The organism is Streptococcus dentiloxodontae (genome assembly GCF_053206925.1).
Map to the genome: position 1 here is coordinate 183,727 of NZ_JBRUHR010000002.1, position 24,297 is coordinate 208,023.

Sequence of the window (24,297 nt, forward strand, 5' to 3'; positions counted from 1 at the left end):
ACCTCTTTTCTGAATAAAAAATATAATAATCAAAACCAATGTTAACGAATGATAAAATCCTAGTTAACAATAACTTTACGATAACGCTGTCTGACAATAGCTAGCGCAATAAAGCCAATGATTGCCAAGATAACATTATAGATAAATACAATATAAATATCAGCCTCTGCCATTAACCCTGTAAAATAAGGAGTTGTAGAAAGAGAAACAGCTGTCGCTAAAGAATAATAACTGGTTACAACACCTTTGCGCTGCGGGAAAAATTCCAAAAGAAGGGCTAAACCCAGCTGCCAAATGCCCCCAGCTGAGAAAAAACCAACCACCGCACTGGCCACCCACAAACTAACAATTGAAGGGAACAAAAGCATATAAAGCAAGCCCAAACCGGTCAAAGCTACACAGAGCATCATCAGGTTGGGAATGTTGACCTTTTTCATTGTGATGTAAGAAGTTGCAAAAACCGAAAGGAAGGAAAAAAGACTGTAATAGCTAACAAATAACATGCTGTCAGCCGAAGAGAGGCCTACTGTCTTTTCTGCAAAACTGGCTATCCACCAAACAAAGATATTGAAAAGGGACACCGACACGAAGGAAAAAACTAACAAGGCTAAGCCTTCAATATGAAATTTTGAAGCTACTTCTTTAGCCGTTTTATTTCTTGCCTCTGCAGAAGCAGGCTTTGTTTTAGCCAATCGGCTGGTTTTCTGAGGAAAAGTCATACGCCACAGAAAAAAGCCATTAATAAACAAACCAGCAGCACAAACAAATAAGGTCACCGAAAAAGACCAATTCTGCTGAATAGTCCAGCGGGTGGCAATGGGAAAGATGAACTGTCCAATAGAGATGAAGGCCTTGTTGAGAACAGACAAAGCTCCGCTGTCTTTTTCAGAAGGAAAAGCCTCAACTAGACTCGGGTAAGTTCCGGTATCTAAAAAAGCATTTCCACCGCCTGCCAGCAAGGCTGCAATAATAGCCTGCCAATAATTAGCTGAAAATATCAATCCTAAGTAAAAGGCTGAATAGGCTGTTACTCCAATGATAACTATCGGCTTACGTCCCATATAATCGCTCAGCCATCCGGCAAAGTTGAGAAAAAGGATCCGTCCAATCCCTATAGCTGATACAACCAAAGTCACCTGACTCAGACTAACTCCCCAGTTTTCTTGGAAAACCGTTTTGTTTTGAGTAATGACAATAGCTGCTATCCCTTGAAAAATATAGTTGATATATAAACTAGTAACCAAGGGAAGATAATGTGTATTTTTAACTGAAACCACCCCTTTATCACGTTTTATTCGTGATGATTTTCACTAATTATTATAGCAAAAAATCGCTTTCAAAACTACTGGGAATTTCTTTATGAATATGATAAAATCAATTTATCAAAATATGGCAAATCTATTTTAGTTTTTAATAAATAAGGAGCTCTGTTATGAATCTGCAGCAACTTGAATATTTTGTCAGCCTAGCTCAGACCGAACATATGACCCAATCGGCTAAATTGCTTAACACTTCTCAGCCTAACCTTAGTTACACCATTCATGAGCTGGAAAAAGAATTGGGAATCCCTCTCTTTGAAAAGCGGGGGCGCAATATCCAGCTGACCAAACACGGCAAGCTTTACTACAAATATGTCCGAGCTGCTCTTGATCAGCTAAACCAAGGCTACACCCTGTTAAAAGACTCTGTTGACCTATTTAATGGTGAAATTAATTTTGGCTTTATCTACACGATGGGGTCAGAAATGGTTCCTCATCTGACTAAAGATTTTGTGAAGGAAAATCCCAATGTTACCTTTCACTTCAAACAAAACAATACCAAGCAGCTGCTGAACCAGCTATTGGACGGCAGTCTTGACATGGCTATGGTCTCCTCATTTCAGGGCTATGACAGTCTGTCATTTACTCCTTTTACTTTTGAAGAATTGGTTGTTGTGGTTCCTGAAAATGACCAATTAACTAAACACAAAGAAATCTCGCTAGAAGAGATCAGTCAGCATGAATTGGTCTATTTCAATCAAGAATCTGGACTGCGTCAGTATCTGGATCGGCTTTTTCAAGAGCGCAATTTAAAGATCAACCCTGTCGTTGAAGTTGAAGAGGATCATACGATATTAGGTTTTGTCGGGCAGGGTTACGGCATTGCTATTTTGCCAAATATTCCGTCTATTTCCTCCTATCCTGTCAAAAAACTAGTTATCTCTGATAAATTTGATCAGCGTAATATCTATTTAGCGACGCGAAAAAATGCCTACATTCCGCCTATTGTAGAGAAATTCAAAGAATTTTGCCTATCCTATCATCAAAAATGAGCCCTGTTAAGAGCTCATTTTTTTGACAAGAACAGGATAGGAAGAGCTCAGGCTGAATCTGCTCTCTTAACTCAGACACTTCTACTGTTTCAAACAGATATTACTGCCGTTTAATATCACGGACGACAGCCTCGGCTGCTAATTTTCCTGAAGTTAGAGCCCAAGCATTGTTAGCACCTGATGGCGAATCTGTCCCCATGACACCGCCGACAACTTCACCGGCTGCATAGAGCCCCTCAATCAAAGCACCTCTGGTATTGACCACTTCAAGATTGGTATTAACCACAAGACCACCCATAGTAGTAGCAAAACGCGGTTTTTGTTCAACCAAATAATAAGGCCCCTGTCCAATTGGTTTTTGTAAAAACTGTAATTGACGGTTAAAGTCTTGATCACGTCCATCAGCAACAAATTGATTGTAACGTTTGACCGTGCTAGCAAGAGCATTAATATCCATACCGGCTAATTTGGCCAGTTCTTCAAGTGTATCCGCATGGAAGAAATATGGCGTTTGACTGCCATTATTTTCCAGCCAAGCAGCAATGTCTTGTTTAGAAATGCCGCCTTCTGCTACTTCTTCTTTGAAAATATCAAAGTGTTCCTGATCCATAAGAATATAGAGCATCTTAGGATCTTGCTGCATCAGAACATTTAAAATATCATGATTAGAAGCACGTTCATTAACCACACGCTGACCATTTGTATTGACTAAAAGAGCATTCTCACGAAGCACAGCGATATTCCCGCCAATAGTTGATTTAGCCTGACCAGGTGATACTTCAATGCCATTTGGATAGATCTTACCGTAATTCATCATACGAGTGGCAGCATCAATACCATGCGCTTGTGCCATCTGCAAGCCTTCTCCCATAGATGACTTGGTTCCATAGAAAAGTACATCACGCAGATCATCAGGCAGCAGATTTTTGTTATTACCGTAGCCGCCTGTCGTTAAGATAACAGCTTTAGCCGAAATGCGGTGCGTCTTTCCGTTTTCTTCCACAGCAATCAAGCCTGTAATGTCACCCTTATCATTGGTCATCAGTTTGGTAGCACGTGTTTTCAAAAGCAGATTAACACTTGATTCTGCCATTTTCTTGCGAACAGCAGCTGCAAAGCCATGACCTCCGTCTTTATAGGCTAACTCACGATTTTTGCTGTATTCTGCTAAAATATGAAGGCCTTCATCTGTATCGTACTGAACACCCATATACTCATTAACCCAATCAGTCGTCTGACCAACATTATCGGCGAGCAAGGCCAACAGTTCAACAACATTTTCTCCATTACCATTTTTAAGGAAGTCAGCTACCATAAAGAGTGCAGAATCATCCGAAACACCTGCAGCTTTTTGCAGTTTAGATCCCATGACTACTTGATTACCGCCAGAGACAGAAATAGCTCCGCCGATGAAACTCAGTTTTTCAATCAAGCTGACACGTAATCCTTCCTGTTCAGCTCTAAGAGCAGCTGAAATTCCTGCAGCTCCTCCGCCCACAACAATCAAATCAGTCTCTTCCTGAACCACTTCAGTAGAATATTCGGTTACTGGTTTTGGACGAGCTCTGAGAACTTCAACAGTCTCAGTATCTGCGGCTTTTTCTACGGCGTCAGCCACGCCGTCAATAACACCCTTTGAGGTAGCTGATGCTCCTGAAACAGCATCAACATTCAGTGTTTGAGCTGAGATAATCTGATCTGGTAAGGTTTCAATAACGGTGTCTGACAGCCCTTCCGACTCTTCTGAATTATCAATGGAAATCTTAGTGATAGCGTCTTTTGAAAATTCCACAACCATCGGCAGATCATTATTGTGACCATGCGCAATAACATTATAGGCTCCTGGTTTGAAGGAAAGTTTTCGGCTCAGCAATTCCTTAAGACGTGCAGCTTTTTCTTTTTCTTCTGCTGCATCTTTGACTAAAGAGAAGGTCGAATCCATAAATGTCCAAAGCGGACGGGGAATAACCAATTCACGACGCTGAGAAACGTCAGCAAAAGTCGGCACTTCCTCTTGCCGTTTGACTTTTTCTGGCCAATCAGGCTCAATCAGAAAAGCTTTCCCGACAGCAACCATATCATAACCCAACTCTAAAGCTTCATCAGCATCAGCCCTTTGAACAATGGCACCGACCCCAATGACAGGAATTTGAGCTAATTCTTCTGAACGCTGGCTGACGTATTTGGCAACCAGCATTTCATGGTCGGTTGTATCAACAATTGAACTGCGAGTATAGATACCCATTGAAAAATGGACATAGTCTAAACCATAGCTGGCAATAGTATTCAGGAAATACATGGTATCGTCAAAACGAATCCCCGGTTCTTCCAGTTCTTCTGGCGAAAAACGATAGCCCAAGATGAAGTCATCTGCCTTTTCTTCTGCAATAACGGCCTTGACCGCCTTGATAACCTCAATAGCAAAATGGGCACGCTTATCACGTGAGCCTCCCCAAGCATCGCTACGACGGTTGGAATGAGGTGAGAAGAATTGCTGCAAGAGATAAGTATTAGCCCCATGAAGTTCAATACCATCAAACCCTGCCTTGATAGCACGACGGGCAGCATCAGCATAAGCTTGAATCGCATCCAAAACCTGCTGATGGGTCATTTCTGTCGGTACAGGTGCATTGGGACGAAGGGCGGCAACGGGACTGGCCGAAACAGGATTGCTTCCGCCATTCATTTCAGGAAAGGCCATCCGACCTGCATGGTAAATCTGAACAACAGCCTTTGAACCTTTGTCCTTGATAGCACTGGCTAATTCTGCCAAACCTTCTATTTTATCATCACTGTTAATCCCAAGAGCACCATTAAAGCCACGGCCTTTGTCATCAATAAAACAGGACTCAACAATAATCATGGCTGCCTGACCCGATCGGCGAGCATAATAGTCTATCAGCTCCCGCGGTACACCGCCGTCATAGTAAGCGGATTCCGTTGTCATAGGAGACATGGCAATACGATTTTTCAGAGTGACCTGCGAATTCGGTAAGGTCAACTCAGTAAATAATTTTGACATAAAGATACCCCCTTATTTATTAAATCTATAAAAATTATTTATTAATTATTAACTTCTTTATTGAATCATTATATAGTTTTTTGAACCTTTTGAAAAGTCAAAATCCGATGTTTTGTGAATTTTTTTACAAAAAAATGAAACCGATTACTTATCTGTTATAGCAATCATTTTTAAAAATTCGTTTTTCTGAAAATCCGATGTTTTTTCTCATGAAACAAGTAAAAAAGCCAAGATATTTTCAACAAAAATAACTTGGCTTTTCATTCTAAATGATTTTCTAAAAAGAGCGTTAAACCTCTGCTCCTAATTCATAGTTCGTGCCTTTAAGAGCCCGCTTGAGACTAAGCTTAAAAGGCTTTCCTTCAATAGTTGCCTGCTTTTTTTCTAGATCAACAGACACAGATTCTACACCGCGCACAGCAGAAAGCCGTTCAGTGACATTCTTAGCGCAGCCTTCGCATTTCATTCCTGCAATTTTATAAGTTTTTGACATAAGATTCTCCTTTTTATTATTGATGGGAAAGGCTAAGCCTTTGGACAATGGTGGTTATGTTCCAACAGTGAACTGTCGCATTCAACCGCTGACTCAATGATATTATGGTCTATCAAAAGATGATGTACAGCATCACGTACAGCCAACTCGTTAGTTCCCTTAGCACATTGAATATGAAGCATGGCAATGTGATGTCGGCCATCAATAGACCAAACATTGAACTGATTGATGGTCTCTAAACCATCTAAGGATAATAGCTGAGCTTCTAATTCCGTTAAGTTCAGACTGGCTGGACGTTTTTCCAAAAAGACGGTAAGGTTTCTGATAAACTTGGGAAGTGCCTTTGATAAGATAAAGATAGCAATTCCTACTGACAAAAGGGGATCCAAAAAATACCAATTTGTAAACTGCAAAATGACAGAGACTAGTAAAACTGCTAACCAACCCAAAATATCTTCGAGAAAATGCAGGCTCAGCACTGATTCCTGCTCAGAATGATCACTATCCAGCACTCGGCTGGCCAGAAGATTTACCATAATAGCAATAATCGCCAACCAAAACATTCCTCGACTGTTAACAGTTTCTGGATGGAAAACCTTGGGTACATTTTCCCAAAGCACCAAACTTGATCCAACAATCAGGATAGTTGATGTCAGCATGGCCCCTAAAAGGGAGAAGCGCAGGTAGCCCAAAGTATAATCACCGTCACTGTCCCGTCCAGAAACTTTTTCAAAGTAATAGGATAGACCAATAGCAAGGGCATCTCCAAAATCGTGGATACTATCAGCCAAGATAGCCGCTGAATTAAAGAGCAGACCAAAAATGAATTCTAAAATGGAAAAGCCCAAATTAGCCACAAAAGCGATAAAAATTGGCTTATCCGAACGAGATGAGTGGGAAAGAGACTTCTGCCCCATAATATTTAAACCTTTCTGGTTTTGAGACGCAGGCTGTTTAATACGACCGATACCGATGAGAAGCTCATAGCTAGGCCAGCAATCATTGGATTTAAAAGAGGACCGCCAAAGAGGTAGAGGACACCCATAGCAACCGGAATAGCGATAACATTATAGATAAAGGCCCAAAAAAGATTTTCTTTAATCGTTGAAATCGTTGCTCGGCTAATCGTCAAGGCCTTATCAACATCTGTCAAATCAGGTTTCATCAAAATAACATCTGCCGATTCAATGGCAATATCTGTTCCAGAACCCATAGCAATACCAACATCTGCAGTTGCAAGAGCCGGGGCATCATTGATGCCATCACCAACCATCGCAACTTTATGCCCTTTTGCTTTTAGATCAGAAACAACCTGAGCTTTCTGATCTGGCAGAACCTGACTGATAACCTGATCAAGACCCGCTTCCCGAGCAATGGCCTGAGCCGTCTGCTCATTGTCCCCTGTCAGCATGATTAGTTTCAAGCCTTTTTTCTTAAGTTTGCTGATAGCCTCTTGGCTGTCGGGTTTGAGCTGATCTGCGACTCCCAGAAGACCCAAGAGCCGGCCTTGACTGGCCACGTAGATTGGCGTTTGTCCCTTAAGAGTTAATTGGGCAAAATCATCTTGCGCTTGCGTCAGCGAAATGCCTTTTTCTTCCATGAGCGATTGATTTCCCACAAAAATCTCCAAATTAGCAATCGTTCCTTTAAGTCCAAAACCTGTTAAAGACTCAAAGTCTGAGACTTCCAGCAGAGCCAGACCTGTCTCCTTAGCTTTTTGGACAATGGCAGAGCTAATAGGATGCTGTGATAAGGCTTCTAAAGAAGCGGTCAGCTGCAAGACAGCTCTGCTATGTTCAGCTTTTAAAGAGTCATTTTCTTCATTTGCTAGATTAGCTGTCTGTCCAGCCGCTGTGATCAAGCCTTCAGAAAGTAAATCAGACACAGCATCGTAAGCTGCTAAAGAGACCAGTTCGGGTTTTCCTTGTGTAATCGTTCCTGTCTTGTCAAAGACGATGGTATCTACCTGATGGGTAAGTTCCAAGCTGTCACCGGTTTTATAAAGAATACCGTGTTCTGCACCTAATCCCGTACCGACCATAATGGCAGTCGGGGTTGCTAAACCAAGCGCACACGGACAAGCTATCACTAAAACCGCGACAGCAACTGTCAGAGCAAAAGTAAAGGATTCACCGCCAAGTAAAAACCATGCCAAACCGGTTACCAGAGCAATTGCCATAACGACTGGCACAAAAACTCCTGATACTTGGTCTGCAATTTTAGCAATCGGTGCCTTCGTCGCCTGTGCTTCTTCTACCAGTTTAATAATTTGAGATAAAAGGGTCTCATCTCCTAATTTTTCCGCTTCAATGGTTAAAGCGCCCTGCAAATTGATAGAACCGCCAAAAACTTGACTGTCATCGGCTTTTTCAACAGGAATAGATTCTCCCGTCAGCATGGATTCGTCAACCGACGAATGGCCTGAAAGGACACGCCCATCTACAGGAATTTTTTCACCTGGGTGAACCAAAACCTGATCGCCTAAAATAACCTGATCAATAGGCAAAGTCACTTCAGCCCCATCACGTATGACATGGGCTTCCTTGGCTGACAAATGCATCAATTTCTTAATAGCATCTGAAGTTCTTCCTTTGGAGAGGGTTTCAAAAAATTTCCCCAGTGTAATCAAGGTCAAAATAACAGCAACAGATTCAAAATAGAGCTGATGAATATGGTGATGATGCCCCAGATAAACATGGTAGGCACTATAGAGACTATAGAAAAAGGCTGCGCTGGTTGCCACTGCTACCAAGGAATCCATATTAGGATGTCCCCTAAACAAAGTTTTAAAGCCATTAGTATAGAAGTGCCAGCCTATTGCCATGACAGGCAGAGTCAAAAAGAGCTGGGTTAACACAAAAATCATAGGATGAGCTTCATGGTGTAAAATTACCGGCAAAGGCAGACCAATCATTGAACCCATCGAAATATAAAGCAAGGGAATGGTAAAAACTGAAGACCAAATCAGACGGCTCTTCATCCCTGTCAAGCGCTTCAGTTCACGCTCTTCTTGAGAATCTTCTCGATCTTTCTGATAGACATGAGCCCCATAGCCAGCAGCAGCAACCGCCTGTTCAATGGATTCCTCAGACAGCTTCGCATCGTCATAGGATACTGACATCTTCTCTGTGGTCAGATTAACGGTAGCAGATTCAATCCCATCTAATTTTTTAACAGCATTTTCAACATTGATAACACAAGACGCACAGGTCATACCATCAACAACAAAGGTTTCTTGACGCATCTTACACCTCCAAATAGCTGTGACAGTTGCATTGTCCAGGCACACAGTGGCAAACGACCTCTTCAACAGCTTCGTCTTTTTTGGCCAATAGCAGCGCTTCTAAAGTTTGAATATCAGCTGCAGTCATCGGTGTTTTTTCAATCAACTGATAAATGAGAGCGCTGTGCTTGGTCACGCAAATCCTTCCAAAAACATCATCTAAGGCCAAATTATTGGCCTCTTCTTCAGACAAAGTGGCGTGATAAATAAATGAACGCCCTCGACGATGGCTGTGGATATAGCCTTTATCAGCTAAACGTCCGATTAATGTCTTAATGGTTGAGGCTGACCAGCCCTGTTTAGCTGACAAAATAGCAATAACTTCTGAGCTGGTAGTTTCTCGCTTGGCCCACAGCACTCGCATAACTTCCCACTCAGATGACGAAATAGTTTTCATAACAAGTCATCTCCAAAATATTTACATTTGTAAACTAATTATACTTCCAGCCAAAGAAAAAGTCAAGAAAAATATTTACATTTGTAAATTAATTTGCCGCAGCTACTAAAAAATCCGATATTAAAATAATACCGGACTTATAAAAAGAGGTTAAAGCTCAGCAAGTTTAGCGCCATTTGAAGCAATAATTTCTTTCATCCAATGATAAGATTTTTTAGGCGTTCGTTTTAAACTGCCATTTCCTTTGTCATCCATATCAACATAGACAAAACCATAGCGCTTTTTCATCTCGCCCGTTGACAGCGATACCAAATCAATCGGAGCCCACATCGTATAACCGAGACACTCAACACCATCAATCGTTATCGCATCAGCCATATTCCGCAAATGGTCACGAAGATAGGCAATTCGGTAATCATCTTCTACATAATCATTGTCATCTGCCTGATCAAGGGCTCCCAAACCATTTTCAACGATAAAAATCGGCTTTTGAATGCGGTCATAGATTTCATTCATAACATGGCGGAGCCCAAGCGGATCAACTCCCCAACCCCAAGACGTTTCTTTTAAATAAGGGTTAGCAGAACCACCCACATTGAACCAATCGTCACCTGCTTTAGTCGTATTGGAACGATAGTAACTAAAAGCAATAAAATCTAGCTGTCCTTCTTGTAAAATCGTTGTGTCAGTACTTTCAAATTGGAGTTTATCAATACCATGATGTTCCCAAATACCACGGGCATACCGTGGATAATAACCGCGTCCCATGACATCAATAAAATACCAATTTTCACGGCGTTGCTGCAGGCGATGGAAAACATCTTCTGGCTTGCAGGTAGCTGGATAAAGTTCACTCATAGCGTACATAGCCCCGAACTGGCTGTCTGGCATCAGTTCATGCCCCAGTTTCACTGCACGTGCACTTGCAACAAACATGTGATGGACGGCTTGATAGCGATCCTGACCAGTTGATTGACGTGTCCCGCAGGAACCAAAACCGCGTACTGCATTAATTTCATTAAAAGTCAGCCAATAACGGCAGCGATCGCCATAGCGTTTAAAAAGCGCTTCGCAATACTTAACATAGCAGTCAATGACATGGCGCGAAGACCAGCCATCGTATTTAAGGGCAAGATTGATAGGCATTTCATCATGGCAAATAGTAATAAGCGGCTCCATTTTATACTTGGCCATTTCATTGATAACATCATCATAGAACTGAAGACCTTCTTCGTTAGGCACATCCTCTTCTCCTGTAGGAAAAATACGTGACCAGCAGACTGAGAAGCGAAAGACATTAAACCCCATTTTCGCCATCAAAGCAATATCTTCCTTGTAATGATGATAAAAATCAACCGCCTTATGACTTGGATAATAGTCTTTCTCAAGAAAAACAGGCAGAGCTTCTTTTGGAATCGGATCGGCATAGAAAAAAGAACTGCGCGGATTGATAATAGAACCGTCTGGCATTTTCATGGTATGATGGCGCGGATTTTCAGGAGAACCGTTTGTCTCATAGTCATGAGAAAGCAAGCCTCGTCCACCCTCACCAAAGCCGCCTTCGTATTGAAAATCTGCGGTTGCACCGCCCCAAAGAAATCCGTCTGGTAATTGATAAGTCATTTTGTCATCTCCTTTACAAAATTGTTCCTGACCTTACCTCACCTGACGTTTTCAGGTGAATGTCTTTACCTTTAGTATCCGTAATAATGGTCATCGTCGTAATGTCATAACCTTTTTCTTCAATAGCTGTGCGATCAATCTTTACAATTGGCTGACCTGCTCGTACAGTATCACCTTGCTTTGCCAAAACATCGAATCCCTGACCTTTAAGCTCAACCGTATTGATACCAATATGCACCAGGATTTCAACACCATCAGGCCTAGTTAAGCCAAAAGCATGACCTGTTGGAAAAAGGCTGGTCAGTGTACCATTTGCTGGCGCTGAAATAAAGTCACTGCTTGGTTTAATAGCAACGCCATCACCCATTAATTTAGCAGAGAAAACATCATCTGAAACTTCTTCAAGTGGTATTAATTGACCTTCTGTAACAGCTACAAGAGCAGTATCTGGAACCTCAGCTCTTACAGGTTCAGTCACGTTTTCAGCTGAACTTTTTTCATCATCAATCCCTAAGATAAAAGATGCAATAGCAGCTACAACAATGGTAACAATAATGCCCACAACTGCTGCCATAACTGTTTTTCCAAAAATCGGAAGAGCCAGAACATTTGAATATCCCATTTCATAAGCTCTAGCTCCCATAAGGCTGGCAGCAACACCGCCTGCAAAGCCGCCTATCATAACCGCATACATTGGCTTACGGTATTTCAAGTTGACTCCATAAATAGCTGGTTCAGTAACACCAGCTATTATACAGCCAATAGCAATGGAAATATACTCACTGCGTTTAAGTCTATCTTTGGTGCGTGCAATTACACCAATAACCGCTCCGCCTTCAGCCATATTATGCATTAGGAAAGCTGGACGAAGCATGGCATCATAACCAGGATTGGCAAGCAATTGAGGCATAAACGGCGTGATAGCTGTATGCATTCCTGCCATTACCATCCATGGAAGGGCTGCAGCAAGCAGTCCAACAGCAAGTGGACCAACAGTGCTGTCCAAAAACATAAAGATGGCTGCGATACCTTGACCAACAATATTTCCGATAGGTCCTAAAATAAGATAACCTAAACTGCCGGCAATGAAGATTGTCCCCATACCGACAAAAATAGCCTTAAAAATATTTGGAATGATTTTATTGAGGTATTTTTCAGCATAATAAGCCACGATAGCAATCAGTAAAGCTGGAAGCATTGAAGTTCCGTAGGAGAGTAAGCGCACATTCAGTCCAAGCAAACTAATAGGTTCCCCTGCCGTTACTAAGGTTGTAAAGTTACCATGAAGAAGAGCAGCAGCCGAAGCCATAGCGTAAATAGGAGTTCCTCCTAGTTTTACGGCTGCACCATAAGCTACAAAGATCGGCATAAAATAAAAGGGTGCATCTGCAATGGCTGACAGCAATAAGTAACTAGAAGAGGTCTCAAAGTCTTTACTAATAAAAGTTGTTATTAAAATCAAAGCAACTTTGAGCATGCCGCCTGCAATCAGCCCTGGAATCATTGGCGTTACAGAACTTGATACAAAGCCAATAATCTTGCCGGGAGCGGATTTAAGAGTCCAAGGCTCCTTAGTAACAAGATCACCATCAAGATTTTCATCAATAACATGGCCAGCTTCAATATCATAAGTTGCCATAATGACATCATAGGTTTGTACCAGATGCTGACCTAAAATAACCATATACTGGCCGCCTGCATAGACAACGCCTATAACACCGTCCAGCGCCTCTAACTTTGCCTTATTGGCTTTAGAAACATCTCTAAGATTAAAGCGAAGCCTTGTCATACAGTGAGAAAGCACCTTGATATTATCAACACCCCCAACATTGTCAATAATATCTTTTGCTAATTTTTGATAATCCATAAATAACTCCTTCCTATTTTGGAATTTTTACCAAAAATAATTGTAAATTTTATCAAAATTATTATACTACTTATGTCAACCTTGTCAATATCTTTTGACATTTTTATCAAAAGTAAATACAATGCTTATGAAGGGAGTTTGTATGGATATACTGCAAAAAATGAAACGTCAAGAGGAGAATTTTTCAAAAACCGAAAAAAAAGTCTACCTCTTTATCAAGAATAACTTAGAAAGAATTGAGACCATTACAATTTCAAAACTAGCAGCTGAATGTAAAACCTCTACTTCTGCTGTTCTAAGATTCTGCCAGATTCTCGGATACAAGGGCTATAAAGACTTCCGTTATGATGTTATTGATTATCTTCACAAGTCTTATCAGAAGCCTTCAGAGGATATTTGGGATCATATGGTTGATGAATATACTGTTATTATGAATCAGCTAAAATCCATTAATCGGACAAGCATTGAACAATTAATCCAAGATATTAGGCTGAGTTCTCATCTGCATATTTTTGGTATTCACCTCTCATCTTTACCGGCTCGTCAGCTCCATTATGGGCTGCAGGATTTGGAAATCATCAGCAATATCGCGACCGACTTAAACAGTGGGGCTCACCTAACCAATATTATTGCTGAAGAAGATACTTTTATCATGTTTTCCTTGTCTGGTTCCCTGTCTAATTTTAATAGCTCTCTTAGTGCTATTTCAAAAAACATGCCTGAAAAATCTTACCTTGTGACGCTTAACAGTCATGCTCAATCTAAAAAATATTTTAAACAGGTCATTACCCTGCCTGGAAATTCTTTTTCAAAGGAGTCAATTATTGATTTACAGTCTATTCCAACCTTATTCGTTGAGTTGTTGCTCAATTTGCTGCATTCTGAACTTTGAAAAAATCTGGAATCTAATGATTCCAGATTTTTTATTTCTCATAACTGCTTCCATATGTAATAAAGTCTGCTATTTCCGCCTCCTTGCCTTCGTGCAGGTATTTTACAATTTTAGAGCCAACGATCACGCCGTCTGAGACCTTGTTAAAACGGGCAATGTCGTCTTTGGTCGAAACCCCAAAACCCGTTAGAACAGGAACTTTAGCAACCTCTCGCAGATGTGCCAAGTGCTGATCAAGGTCGTCACGATAACTGCCTGCCTTACCAGTAACACCATTGATAGCAACCGCATAAATAAAACCTTCAGCACCAGCAATCAAGAGCTCTTGGCGGTCACGTCCTGTCGTCAAACTCACCAAGGGAACCAGCGCAATATCTGATTCATCAAGGTAAGGCTTAATCATGTTTTCATGCTCATGCGGCAAGTCTGGGATAATCAACCCTTTGACAGAAGTCTCAGCTAAATCTTTGATGAACGGTTCAATTCCGTATTGGTACACAGGATTGATGTAGGTCATGATGACCAGAGGCACATCGGTCTTTTGCTCCTGCAATTTTTTGATGATAGTAGTCAGAGTAACTCCCTTAGCTAAACTGCGCTGCCCTGCCAACTCAATGACAGGGCCATCAGCCACTGGGTCTGACCAAGGAATACCGACTTCAATGGCAGAAGCACCGCTGTTTTCCAAAAAAGCAATGGTATCAAAGAGGCCATCTAGTCCCTTTTCATGATCGCCAGCCATAATGTAAGGCACAAAAATCCCCTTGCGGCTGGCTTTAATCGTCTCTAAATATTTCGTCAATGTCTTGGTCATAACTTACTTCCCTTCTGCTTCAAAACGCTCTTTTACTTGCATAACATCCTTATCACCGCGTCCTGACAGACAGATAATCAGGGACTGGTCTGGACGCATATTCTTAGCAACCTTTTGGGCGAGAGCAATGGCATGGCTGGACTCGAGCGCTGGAATAATCCCTTCAAGTCGAGACAGCAGTTTGAAGCCTTCAAGAGCTTCTTCATCTGTGATAGAGTCGTAAGTGGCACGGCCGATTTCATTGAAATAGCAATGCTCCGGCCCAACGCCCGGATAATCAAGACCAGCTGAAATTGAGAAGGCCTCCATAATCTGACCATGTTCGTCCTGCAAGACATCCATAAGCGCACCGTGCAAAATACCTGGACGGCCTTTGGCAAAGGTCGCTGCATGCTTGTCCGTATCGAGTCCAAGGCCAGAGGCTTCTGCACCGTACATGGCAACTGATTTGTCATTAACAAATGGGTAGAACATCCCAATAGCATTTGAGCCGCCGCCAATACAAGCCATAACCGCATCTGGCAAATCTTTCCCTGTCATCTCAGTAAACTGGCGCTTAGCTTCCTGACCAATGACCGACTGAAAATCACGGACAATCTCTGGAAACGGTGCTGGGCCAAGAGCAGAGCCCATGATATAGTGGGTATCCTCAATGCCTGCCACCCAAGCACGCAGAGCCGCATTGACCGCATCTTTTAACACGCGCGAGCCATCCGTCACTGAAAAGACCTTAGCTCCCAAGAGTTCCATACGGAAAACATTAAGGGCTTGACGTTTGACATCTTCTTCACCCATGTAGATAGTACAGTCCATGTCAAAGAGCGCTGCTGCGGTTGCCGTTGCGACGCCGTGCTGACCAGCTCCTGTTTCAGCAATAATCTTCTTTTTGCCCATGCGTTTAGCAAGGAGGACTTGCCCCAGAGCGTTATTGATTTTATGAGCACCTGTGTGATTGAGGTCCTCACGTTTGAGGTAAATTTGCGCACCGCCAATATGCTGACTTAAGCGCTTAGCATGATAAAGCGGCGTTTCGCGGCCGACATAGTTTTTTAGTAATTCATCCAGTTCTGCTTGAAAACTCGGGTCTGCCTTAGCTTCACGGTAGGCTTCATCAAGCTCAATAACCGCTGTCATCAGCGTTTCTGGAATAAACTGTCCGCCAAATTTTCCATAAAATCCTTTTTTATCTGGTTGATGATATGTCATGCTTTCACTCTTTCTATAAATAATCTAATCTTGTCTAAGTCCTTGCTGCCAGCCGTTTCCACGCCAGACGATACATCCACTGCGTAGGGTTGGAAAAGACTCAGCGCTTCTTTCACATTATCTGCTGTCAAACCGCCCGCGATAAAGAAAGGTTTTCTAATTTCTTTCTCCGCCAATAAGTGCCAGTCAAAGGTTTGGCCTGAACCTGCCACAGGAGCGTCAAAAAGCAGATAATCAGCTGCGCTGTCAAGCTGTGTTTGATCGTCTTTGATTTGAATGGCACGAATCACAGGCACCGAAATCTCCGCTATCAGCGCTTCAGCAAAGTCTCCGTGAATCTGCACCAGATCAAGCGGCACCGCGGCGATGGCTGCTTCCAATTCCTGCAAGGTCGGACTGACAAAAACACCGACTTTTTGGGTGCTTGCCGGAATAGCCCTTGCCAGTTCGCTTGCCTGCTCTAAGGTCACCTGGCGCTTGCTCGGCGCAAAGACAAAACCGATATAGTCGGCACCGCTTTTAACTGCCGTCTCAACTGCCTCAGGCGTGGATAGCCCGCAAATCTTAACCTTTGTCAATGGCGAGCTCCTTTATCTTATCAGATACATTATCAGCCTTCATAAGAGCCGTACCGACCAGAATGCCGTTGAAATAGGGCGCAATCAGCGCTGCATCCTGACCTGTAAAAATGGCAGATTCAGAAATGTAAACGGGCCTGTCTTTGAAATGGACGGACAGTTCCAGACTGGTATTGATATCTGTTTCAAAAGTCACCAGATTGCGGTTGTTAACCCCAATAATCTCGGCACCAATGCGGTGGGCAACTTCTAGCTCTGGCAGATTGTGGGTTTCCACCAAGACTTCCAAACCCAAACCTGTCGCAAAGTCATAGAGCTCTTTAAGGCGCTCTTCTGGCAGGGCAGCTACAATCAGCAAAATCACCGTTGCCCCAGCATTTCGGCTGCGGACAATCTGCTTCTCATCAATGATGAAATCCTTAGCCAAGGTAGGAATGGCAACTGTACTTGAAATCTGACGCAGATAATCAATGTCACCCTTGAAGAACACTTGGTCTGTCAAGACCGAAATCATGGCTGCACCGGCATTTTCATAGGCCTTGGCCTGTGCCACAATGTCTACATCAAGGTTAATATCACCCAGACTGGGACTGGCTTTTTTAACCTCAGCGACAATCTGGAGTTTGTCTTGATTAGATTTGAGAAAATCATAAAGACGGTAGGTTTGCCGAAGAGGCTGCAAATCTTCCATGTCAAGAGCTGCCACTTCTCTTTCCTTCTGCTCTAAAATCGTTGGTAAGAATTCTTTACTCATACTTGTACCTCTTGAAGCTGTCTGAGTTTGGCAAGGGCTGAACCGTCTGCAAGCAGCTTGCGAGCTAAGTCCACACCATCCTTTATGCTGTCAGCTTTGCTATTAGCATAAAACCCAAGACCCGCATTGAGAACAGTTGTTTCAAGGTAAGGACTAGCTTCATTTTGGAGAACGCTGAGCAAGATCTTGGCATTTTCCTTGGCATCACCGCCGACAATGTCTGTTAGTTCAACCTTTGGCATGCCCAAGTCTTCGTAGGTAAAGCTGTGCTGGCTAATCTTGCCATCTTCCAAGAGCGTATAGGTGTTGGTGCCATAGAGTGCAGCCTCGTCCATATTATCAGGCCCTGTGATGACAAGAGCACGTTTGCGGCCAAGTTTCTGCATGGCCTGAGCAGCGATTTCCTGCAATTCCACACGGTAAAGGCCCATGAGCTGGGTGTCCAAATCAATGGGATTAGCCAAAGGTCCTACTAAATTCATAATGGTTGGAATCCCCAAGGCCTGACGTGCTGGGCCAATGAAGCGCATGGCTGGGTGCATGGTTTGAGCAAAGATAAAGGCTAAACCAACCTCCTTCAAGGCTTTTGATAGGGTCTCAGGAGTCGCTGCAATATTGATTCCCAAGGCTTCTAAAACATCAGCAGACCCTGATTTTGAAGATACCGAACGGTTGCCAGCCTTGGCCATTCGTACGCCACCAGCGGCTAGAACAAAGCAGGCTGTCGTGGAAATGTTAAAACTATAAGACTGGTCACCGCCTGTACCACAGTTACACATGGCATCATCAAAGGACTGAGGCAACTTTGTTGCGTGCTTTTTAAGGGCACGAACAATCCCTGTAATTTCAGCAGCTGTCTCTCCCTTGGTTTTCAATCCCATGAGAAAGGCAGCAATCTGACTTTCTGAGACTTCGTTTTGCAAAATCTTGTCAAAGAGGGCTTCAACCTGCTCTTCAGACAAATCCTTGCGGTTGGCAATTTGTGTCAAAATTTCTTTCATCATTTTCCTTCTTTCGTGATTCTTTGCAGCCTAGCAGTAAGATAATTCCCTCAGGGGCTGACCTCCTGCAAACTTGCGGCAAGATAATTCCCAATCTTTTTAGGCTTGCTCTTGCAGGACTAGGCTATTGAGTGACTAGCCCCACAAAATTTTCAATCATCTTCATCCCGTCAGGCGTTCCGATACTTTCAGGATGGTACTGCAGGCCGTAAATGCCCAGCTCTGCATTTTGAATAGCCATAATCTCCTGATCATCCGTCGTACGGGCCGTGACTTCAAACCCTTGAGGCAGGTCTTCTACGATAATGGAATGATAGCGCATAATGGCAATCTGATCCGAAATCCCATCAAAAATAAGCGACGGCCTATCCAGCTGAATCAGACTTTGCTTGCCGTGCATGACCTGGTTCGCCAGCTCCAGTCGGCCGCCAAAAGCTTCAGCAATAGCCTGATGCCCCAGACAAATTCCCAGAATCGGCTTCTTTCCGGCAAAGTCCTTTATCATAGCTTCCATTTGCCCCGCATCGGCCGGCCAGCCGGGACCCGGTGAGAAAACGAGACCATCTGCCTCCTCAGCCGCCAAATACAGTCCCTCATCATCATTGCGCAGCACCTTAACCTCGGTAAAAGTCCCTATATACTGGGCTAAATTGTAGGTGAAAGAATCGTAATTATCAATCAACAGAATCATCGCTGTCTCCTATTCTAGTCATGGCCTTGGCCTTGTTGAGCGTCTCATAATATTCATTTTCAGGGACGCTGTCATAGACAATTCCCGCTCCTGCCTGGACATAAGCCTTTTGGTTCTTTAAAACCATGGTCCGAATGGCAATGGCAAAGTCCATATCTCCTGTTACAGACAGATAGCCGATAGCTCCCGCATAGACGCCTCTCTTTTCCTTTTCAAGTTCATAGATACGCTTCATGGCGCGAATCTTAGGAGCCCCGGAAACGGTTCCGGCCGGAAGGGTTGACTTGAGTGCATCCATAGCCGTCAAAGCAGGCAAGAGCTTACCTTTAACCACACTGGTCAGATGCATGACATAGCGGAAATACTCCACTTCCATATACTTTGTGACCTGAACCGAGCCAATCTCTGCAATCTTGCCAATATCGTTGCGGCCCAAATCGACTAACATGCGGTGCTCAGCAGTTTCCTTAATATCGTTTGACAGCTCTTGAGCCAGCTCGTGGTCTTCTTCGTCGCTTTTACCTCTGGGCCGTGTCCCCGCTATAGGGTTGGTTGTTACAAGCCCGTCCTTGACCGATACCAAGCTCTCCGGCGAGGCTCCGATAATCTGATAATCGCCAAAATCATAGAAATAAAGGTAATTGGAAGGATTGGTCACGCGCAGATTCCGGTAATAGTCCAGAGGACGGCCGGTAAAATCCGATGAAAAGCGCTGACTGAGCACACACTGAAACATATCTCCCTGCCGAATCAAGTCCTTAGCTCGGGCAACCATTTCTTCAAAAACTTCTTTTTCAAGATGATTTTCAAAAGAAAGCGAGCTCAGCTCCTGAGGCGTGAATTCATCAAGAATCGGACGCTGCAGATTATCTACCACCTGGTTTAAGGCTAGGCTCATAGCCTCCTGGCTGCGTCCGGTATAAACATTGTCCTCTACGACAAAGACCTTCTCTTTCTTATGGTCGAAAATCAGGTAGGATTCGTAGACAAAAAAGTGCATATCCGGCGTACCAATCGTATCCTTTGGAATTTGCCCGATATTTTCATAAAGACCGATCATATCGTAGCCGACAAAACCAATAGCGCCGCCGTTAAAGGGCAAATCTTCTGAATGGCTTTTTTTGACGGTCAGCTGGCTGATAAAGTCCAGAGGATCGGCATCAACAGGCTGGCCGTTTTGCGTCAGAATCCCCTTTTCAAATTTGACTTCATAAACAGGATTGTATGCCACGATAGAAAAACGGGCATTTTCTTTTTCACGGGGGATAGATTCCAAAATCATCTTGTGCTGACCCTGCACACGCATATAAGCCAAAATCGGTGTTAAAATATCAGCTGGTAAAACCTTTTTCATCTATTTTTTCCTTTCTCTAATGAGGTATCCTTATTTAGTAAGAGTATTTTGCGGCAGTCAGCTTTGTGCGCATCAAACATTGATAAGATTCTATAGCAGTAAACTCAGCCTCATAGGATTCTCTTAAGGCGGTATTGCGACATTACGCTTGAACCGTTGACAATACTGCAAAGATAAGTGGTTAGGCAAATCACCCCGTGACTGCCATTAAATGAGGCACTTGATAACCATTAACCTTACCGCATTGGCCTAATCTAATTTTGATTTCTATAGAAATATTATGTAGTTTGGTATGCTAGCTCTTATTGATTTCAGTCTCCAGATGAATGAAAGCTTCAATCATAGCCTTCCACACAGCCTCAGCTACATCAGGCGAAAGACCAGTTTTGCTGGCTTGACGCCGTCGCTCTGCCAAAATAGCAGCTACACGTTCAGGTGCTGCCACGGCTTTGGCATCATTAGAAGGCTTTAGTCTTCCTGCTTTTTCCACCAGTTTTTGACGTTTCGTCAATAAATCAATCAGCTGACCATCTAGCTCATCAATTTCCTGACGAACTTTTGTTAAAGAATCCATGCCGTCTCCTTTTTCTACAAAAAAACCTCACACAGAAAATCTGTGTGAGGGCGTTAAGTACAAAATGATAACGCGGTACCACCTCAATTGATAGGATAAGACAAAACACTGCTCCCATCATCTCAATCTTGTCTAACAACAAGTTGCACGGTAAGGGGTGCCGGCCGAAAGGATATTGTTTACCTTTCAATATATGAAATCAGCCCATTTCCTAAAAAAGCAGCTACTGTCTCGCAGCAAACGACAGCTTTCTGAAAACTTCTTTTAAAGTACTTCTTCTGATTGGTTAATATTATAAAACACTTTCTGTAAAATAGCAAGCAACTGTTAAAATTTTTACTCTGCTAAAAACTCCTTCGTCGCTTGACGAATATCTTTTGCTCCAGCAATAGCTGAAATAACAGCCACCCCATCTGCACCAGTCTGTCTGATTTCCTTGACATGACAGGCAGCAATTCCTCCAATGGCAACAAAAGGAATAGTGGGATAGGATTGGCGCACAGCCTTTAAAAAGGAATAGCCCACTGCAGGACTGGCATCAGCCTTTGACATCGTTGGAAAAACAGGTCCGACTCCCAGATAATCAACCAAATCAAGATCAGATTTTTGCAGTTCGGCCAGATTGGAAACAGACAAGCCGATAATTTTATCTGGAAAAAGCTGTCTAGCCTGCTTGACAGGTCTATCAGATTGGCCAATATGAACACCATCAGCATCAATCTCTAAAGCCAAATCCAAATCGTCATTGACAATAAAAGGCACGCCATAAAAATGACAAAGTGCCTGCAAGTCTTTTGCCAGATTCTTTTTAGCTTCCCCAGTCAAAGCCTGCGAACCTTTTTCGCGAAACTGATAACAAGAAATCCCAGCCTCAAGCGCTTCTCGGACAAGTTTTCTAATATCATGATAACGACAATCTGAGCTGCCGCAGATAAAGTAAAGCTTCAGTATATTTCTATCCATAATCCGCAACCTCCTGATAAGCAGAGACTTGAGACAGCTGAATCGTGTGCAAAGCATTTAAAAATTCTACTTGAAAACTGCCTGGTAAAGCTCCTGCTTTGTCTTCTGCCAATTGCCCTGCAATAGCGTAAACCAACAGCGCCTCTGTTAGACTATCCAGCCAATCTTCTTCCTTAGCTATGGCAAGAAAAGCAGCTAGGACAGCTCCGAGCAGACAGCCTGTCCCTGTCACCAGAGGCATCAGACTTGAACCATTGCTTAAAACCCGTGCCTTACCATTTAAGGCAACTGCATCCTGAACTCCGGTGACTACGATTGGAAGCCCCAAACGCCTATTAGCCTCTATGGCTAGTTTCCCGACATCTGCTACAAAACCCGAATCAACTCCCTTGGACTCAACCTTTTTGCCAATTAAGGCAGAAATTTCACTAGCATTTCCCCTGATTAGAGACAGCTTATGATGATCCAGTAAATCTTTAACTACCTTTTTCCGATAGGCTCCTGCACTGACAGCAACGGGATCCAAAACGGCTGGAACCTTGTATCTTTCTGCAATATCCAAGGCATCTTTATAAAGCTGCCAATTATCATTGGTCAAAGTTCCGATATTGATAAGCAGACCGCCTGCAAAAGGAAGAAAATCTTCCAAATCTTCTTTGTATTCACTCATTGCCGGAGAAGCGCCCAGAGCCAGTAAGCCATTTGCCGTGAAATTCTTGACAACATCATTGGTAATACAAATTGTGAGAGGTTGTTGCTCTCTTACTCTTTCTAAATAAGTCATCCTAATCTCCTTTATAACTGATGTGATTAACTGGGCCATTTCCATGCCCCAAATGCGGAGCTGTTTCAATAGCTGTCTGAATAAAACGCTTGGCTGTAGCAACTGCCTCAATCAGGGACTTTCCCTTAGCTGTCTCAGCTGCGATAACAGCTGAATAGGTACAACCCGTTCCATGCGTCTGTTTAGTCGCAATTCGCTGACCTGTAAATTCACGAACATCCCCATTTTTCAAAAAAAGATAATCTTTAGCCTGTCCTGCCAAATGCCCGCCTTTGATGACAACATTTGAAACACCGTATTCTTTTTGAATCTTGGGACCTGCTTTTAACAAATCCGTTTCAGATACAATCTTTTCTCCCAATAAGACCTCTGCTTCAGGAAGGTTTGGGGTAATCAGCAAAGCCAAGGGCAGCAAAGTGTGGGATAAACTGCCGATTGCTTTTTCATCTATCAGAGAATCTCCGCTAGTGGCCACCATAACCGGATCCAAAATATAAGGCTTATTCTCTCTTTTCAAATGCTTAGCAACAAGAGCAATCATGTCTGATTGAGCCAGCATGCCTGTCTTAATGACCTGAGGAGAGATATCTGTGAAAACACTGCTTAGCTGAGCTTCTAAAATATCCAAACTTAAATGTTCAACCGCTTGAACGCCGCATGTATTTTGAGCAACGACACTGGTTATCACAGCCATACCGTAAACCCCGCGGGCCTGAAAGGACTTTAAATCAGCCATTATCCCTGCTCCGCCTGTCGGGTCTGTCCCTGCTATTGTTAATGCTGTTACTGTTGGCATATACTGTTCCTCCTTATTTAAAATTTCTTTTGATCAATAGCTAGCTTGTCTTTTAGTTCATGCAAGCTGCCAATAATGGTATCAGTTCCTCCTTTCTCATTTGGATACATTTTATTTTTCATTAGTATCCCAGAAATTCCCAGCTGAGCCGCAATTGCCAAATTTCGCCCATCATCTTCCACCATGACAATCTCTTGCGGAAGCAAATTTTCTTGTTGACAGATATTTTGTAAAAAAGCTGTGTTTTTTTCAGTATAACCTTGATCTAAACTGCTGTAGATTTTCACAAAATAACGATTCACATCAGCAGACCTCAGACCAAGATCAGCTAAGCGACCGTAATTGCTGGTTACTGCATAGGCTGCCACACCCTGCCGCTTTAGAAATAAAAGAATATCTCGCGCACCATCTATCAAAGTAACACAGCTGTAGAGTTCCTTAGCTATTGCCATTTTTCTTTCTTCCAGCTCTTTTTCAGTAACTTTCTGATTAATCAGTTCCAGCAAATAGGCATTAATCTGCGTCATAGACAGCTGCCACAATCTTTGCCTCATAAAATCGTGATAATGAATCCCATAATTTTTTAATAGTTTCTCCACGACCCTATCCCACAGATCATAAGAATCAAAAATCACACCATCCAAATCAAAAAATACAGCGCTAACAGTCATAGGCCTTATCTCCTTACAAAAATAAAACCCCATTTGAACCTGTCAAATGGAGTCAAAAGGACGAGGCAGAAACAGCCTTTAAGCTAGTACCTCACCCTATCATTTATCTAATCTCTTACACATTTTCCTTCGATAGTACTAACTATATCAGGTTCAATGGGTATAATCTCAGCATCATGCACCCCAAATGTTTATGCGCTTACATTATAGGGCATTTTCTGTC

Annotated in this window: 22 protein-coding genes and 1 riboswitch; of the genes, 2 read left to right on the forward strand and 20 right to left on the reverse strand. The window is 42.8% G+C overall.

Going from position 1 to position 24,297, the window contains the following annotated elements; translation table 11 throughout:
- Positions 1–59: 59 nt before the first annotated feature.
- Entirely contained in the window at positions 60–1,277 is a 1,218-nt protein-coding gene (locus ACVRZ8_RS02330) for an MFS transporter (RefSeq protein ID WP_447447719.1), read from the reverse strand.
- Between the two features lie 155 nt (positions 1,278–1,432).
- Here ACVRZ8_RS02330 and ACVRZ8_RS02335 point away from each other — a divergent pair, with 155 nt between their 5' ends.
- Complete coding sequence (locus tag ACVRZ8_RS02335) at positions 1,433–2,311, forward strand: LysR family transcriptional regulator (protein WP_447447720.1); 879 nt, start codon at positions 1,433–1,435, stop codon at positions 2,309–2,311.
- Positions 2,312–2,411: 100 nt separating this feature from the next.
- Here the strand turns inward: ACVRZ8_RS02335 and ACVRZ8_RS02340 are convergent, their stop codons facing one another.
- The 7 genes from ACVRZ8_RS02340 to ACVRZ8_RS02370 all read right to left on the reverse strand — a co-directional run bounded on the left by ACVRZ8_RS02340 (position 2,412) and on the right by ACVRZ8_RS02370 (position 12,996).
- Entirely contained in the window at positions 2,412–5,333 is a 2,922-nt protein-coding gene (locus ACVRZ8_RS02340; RefSeq protein ID WP_447447721.1) for an FAD-dependent oxidoreductase, read from the reverse strand.
- Positions 5,334–5,622: 289 nt separating this feature from the next.
- A complete protein-coding gene (gene copZ, locus ACVRZ8_RS02345) occupies positions 5,623–5,826 on the reverse strand; it encodes a copper chaperone CopZ (protein ID WP_447447722.1) in 204 nt (67 codons plus the stop codon).
- 32 nt (positions 5,827–5,858) lie between these two features.
- Positions 5,859–6,743 (reverse strand): cation diffusion facilitator family transporter, encoded by an 885-nt coding sequence (locus tag ACVRZ8_RS02350; protein WP_447447723.1) that lies wholly within the window; start codon positions 6,741–6,743, stop codon positions 5,859–5,861.
- Between the two features lie 5 nt (positions 6,744–6,748).
- Complete coding sequence (locus tag ACVRZ8_RS02355; RefSeq protein ID WP_447447724.1) at positions 6,749–9,070, reverse strand: heavy metal translocating P-type ATPase; 2,322 nt, start codon at positions 9,068–9,070, stop codon at positions 6,749–6,751.
- Position 9,071: 1 nt separating this feature from the next.
- Positions 9,072–9,506: a CopY/TcrY family copper transport repressor gene (locus ACVRZ8_RS02360; RefSeq protein ID WP_447447725.1), complete on the reverse strand. Its 435-nt coding sequence runs from the start codon at positions 9,504–9,506 to the stop codon at positions 9,072–9,074.
- Positions 9,507–9,656: 150 nt separating this feature from the next.
- Positions 9,657–11,129: a glycoside hydrolase family 1 protein gene (locus ACVRZ8_RS02365; protein WP_447447726.1), complete on the reverse strand. Its 1,473-nt coding sequence runs from the start codon at positions 11,127–11,129 to the stop codon at positions 9,657–9,659.
- Between the two features lie 13 nt (positions 11,130–11,142).
- A complete protein-coding gene (locus ACVRZ8_RS02370) occupies positions 11,143–12,996 on the reverse strand; it encodes a glucose PTS transporter subunit IIA (RefSeq protein WP_447447727.1) in 1,854 nt (617 codons plus the stop codon).
- A gap of 142 nt (positions 12,997–13,138) precedes the next feature.
- Between ACVRZ8_RS02370 and ACVRZ8_RS02375 the strand changes: the two genes are divergently transcribed.
- Entirely contained in the window at positions 13,139–13,888 is a 750-nt protein-coding gene (locus ACVRZ8_RS02375; protein WP_447447728.1) for a MurR/RpiR family transcriptional regulator, read from the forward strand.
- Between the two features lie 31 nt (positions 13,889–13,919).
- On the opposite strand, the gene trpA is transcribed toward ACVRZ8_RS02375, so the two are convergent.
- From trpA to ACVRZ8_RS02435, 12 genes are all read right to left on the reverse strand, one after another.
- Positions 13,920–14,702, reverse strand: a complete 783-nt coding sequence (gene trpA / locus ACVRZ8_RS02380; protein WP_447447729.1) for a tryptophan synthase subunit alpha — start codon at positions 14,700–14,702, stop codon at positions 13,920–13,922.
- Positions 14,703–14,705: 3 nt separating this feature from the next.
- Complete coding sequence (gene trpB, locus ACVRZ8_RS02385) at positions 14,706–15,908, reverse strand: tryptophan synthase subunit beta (RefSeq protein ID WP_447447730.1); 1,203 nt, start codon at positions 15,906–15,908, stop codon at positions 14,706–14,708.
- Complete coding sequence (locus ACVRZ8_RS02390; RefSeq protein ID WP_447447731.1) at positions 15,905–16,486, reverse strand: phosphoribosylanthranilate isomerase; 582 nt, start codon at positions 16,484–16,486, stop codon at positions 15,905–15,907. The genes trpB and ACVRZ8_RS02390 overlap by 4 nt, the downstream gene beginning before the upstream one ends.
- Positions 16,473–17,240 (reverse strand): indole-3-glycerol phosphate synthase TrpC, encoded by a 768-nt coding sequence (gene trpC, locus ACVRZ8_RS02395; RefSeq protein ID WP_447447732.1) that lies wholly within the window; start codon positions 17,238–17,240, stop codon positions 16,473–16,475. Before trpC ends, ACVRZ8_RS02390 begins: the two co-directional genes overlap by 14 nt.
- Complete coding sequence (gene trpD / locus ACVRZ8_RS02400; RefSeq protein ID WP_447447806.1) at positions 17,237–18,241, reverse strand: anthranilate phosphoribosyltransferase; 1,005 nt, start codon at positions 18,239–18,241, stop codon at positions 17,237–17,239. Before trpD ends, trpC begins: the two co-directional genes overlap by 4 nt.
- Before the next feature lie 124 nt (positions 18,242–18,365).
- Positions 18,366–18,932, reverse strand: a complete 567-nt coding sequence (locus ACVRZ8_RS02405; protein WP_447447733.1) for an aminodeoxychorismate/anthranilate synthase component II — start codon at positions 18,930–18,932, stop codon at positions 18,366–18,368.
- Positions 18,916–20,286 (reverse strand): anthranilate synthase component I, encoded by a 1,371-nt coding sequence (gene trpE / locus ACVRZ8_RS02410; protein WP_447447734.1) that lies wholly within the window; start codon positions 20,284–20,286, stop codon positions 18,916–18,918. The genes ACVRZ8_RS02405 and trpE overlap by 17 nt, the downstream gene beginning before the upstream one ends.
- Before the next feature lie 295 nt (positions 20,287–20,581).
- Positions 20,582–20,860 carry a chorismate mutase gene (locus ACVRZ8_RS02415; protein ID WP_447447735.1) on the reverse strand — a complete coding sequence of 93 codons (279 nt, stop codon included), beginning with the start codon at positions 20,858–20,860 and terminating at the stop codon, positions 20,582–20,584.
- Positions 20,861–21,196: 336 nt separating this feature from the next.
- Complete coding sequence (gene thiE / locus ACVRZ8_RS02420; protein ID WP_447447736.1) at positions 21,197–21,823, reverse strand: thiamine phosphate synthase; 627 nt, start codon at positions 21,821–21,823, stop codon at positions 21,197–21,199.
- Positions 21,816–22,607 (reverse strand): hydroxyethylthiazole kinase, encoded by a 792-nt coding sequence (gene thiM / locus ACVRZ8_RS02425; protein ID WP_447447737.1) that lies wholly within the window; start codon positions 22,605–22,607, stop codon positions 21,816–21,818. The genes thiE and thiM overlap by 8 nt, the downstream gene beginning before the upstream one ends.
- A gap of 1 nt (position 22,608) precedes the next feature.
- Positions 22,609–23,403 (reverse strand): bifunctional hydroxymethylpyrimidine kinase/phosphomethylpyrimidine kinase, encoded by a 795-nt coding sequence (gene thiD / locus ACVRZ8_RS02430; RefSeq protein ID WP_447447739.1) that lies wholly within the window; start codon positions 23,401–23,403, stop codon positions 22,609–22,611.
- Between the two features lie 17 nt (positions 23,404–23,420).
- On the reverse strand, positions 23,421–24,074 hold the full coding sequence (locus ACVRZ8_RS02435; RefSeq protein ID WP_447447740.1) for an HAD family hydrolase: 654 nt from the start codon (positions 24,072–24,074) through the stop codon (positions 23,421–23,423).
- 107 nt (positions 24,075–24,181) lie between these two features.
- Positions 24,182–24,270: riboswitch (TPP riboswitch) on the reverse strand.
- Positions 24,271–24,297: the final 27 nt, after the last annotated feature.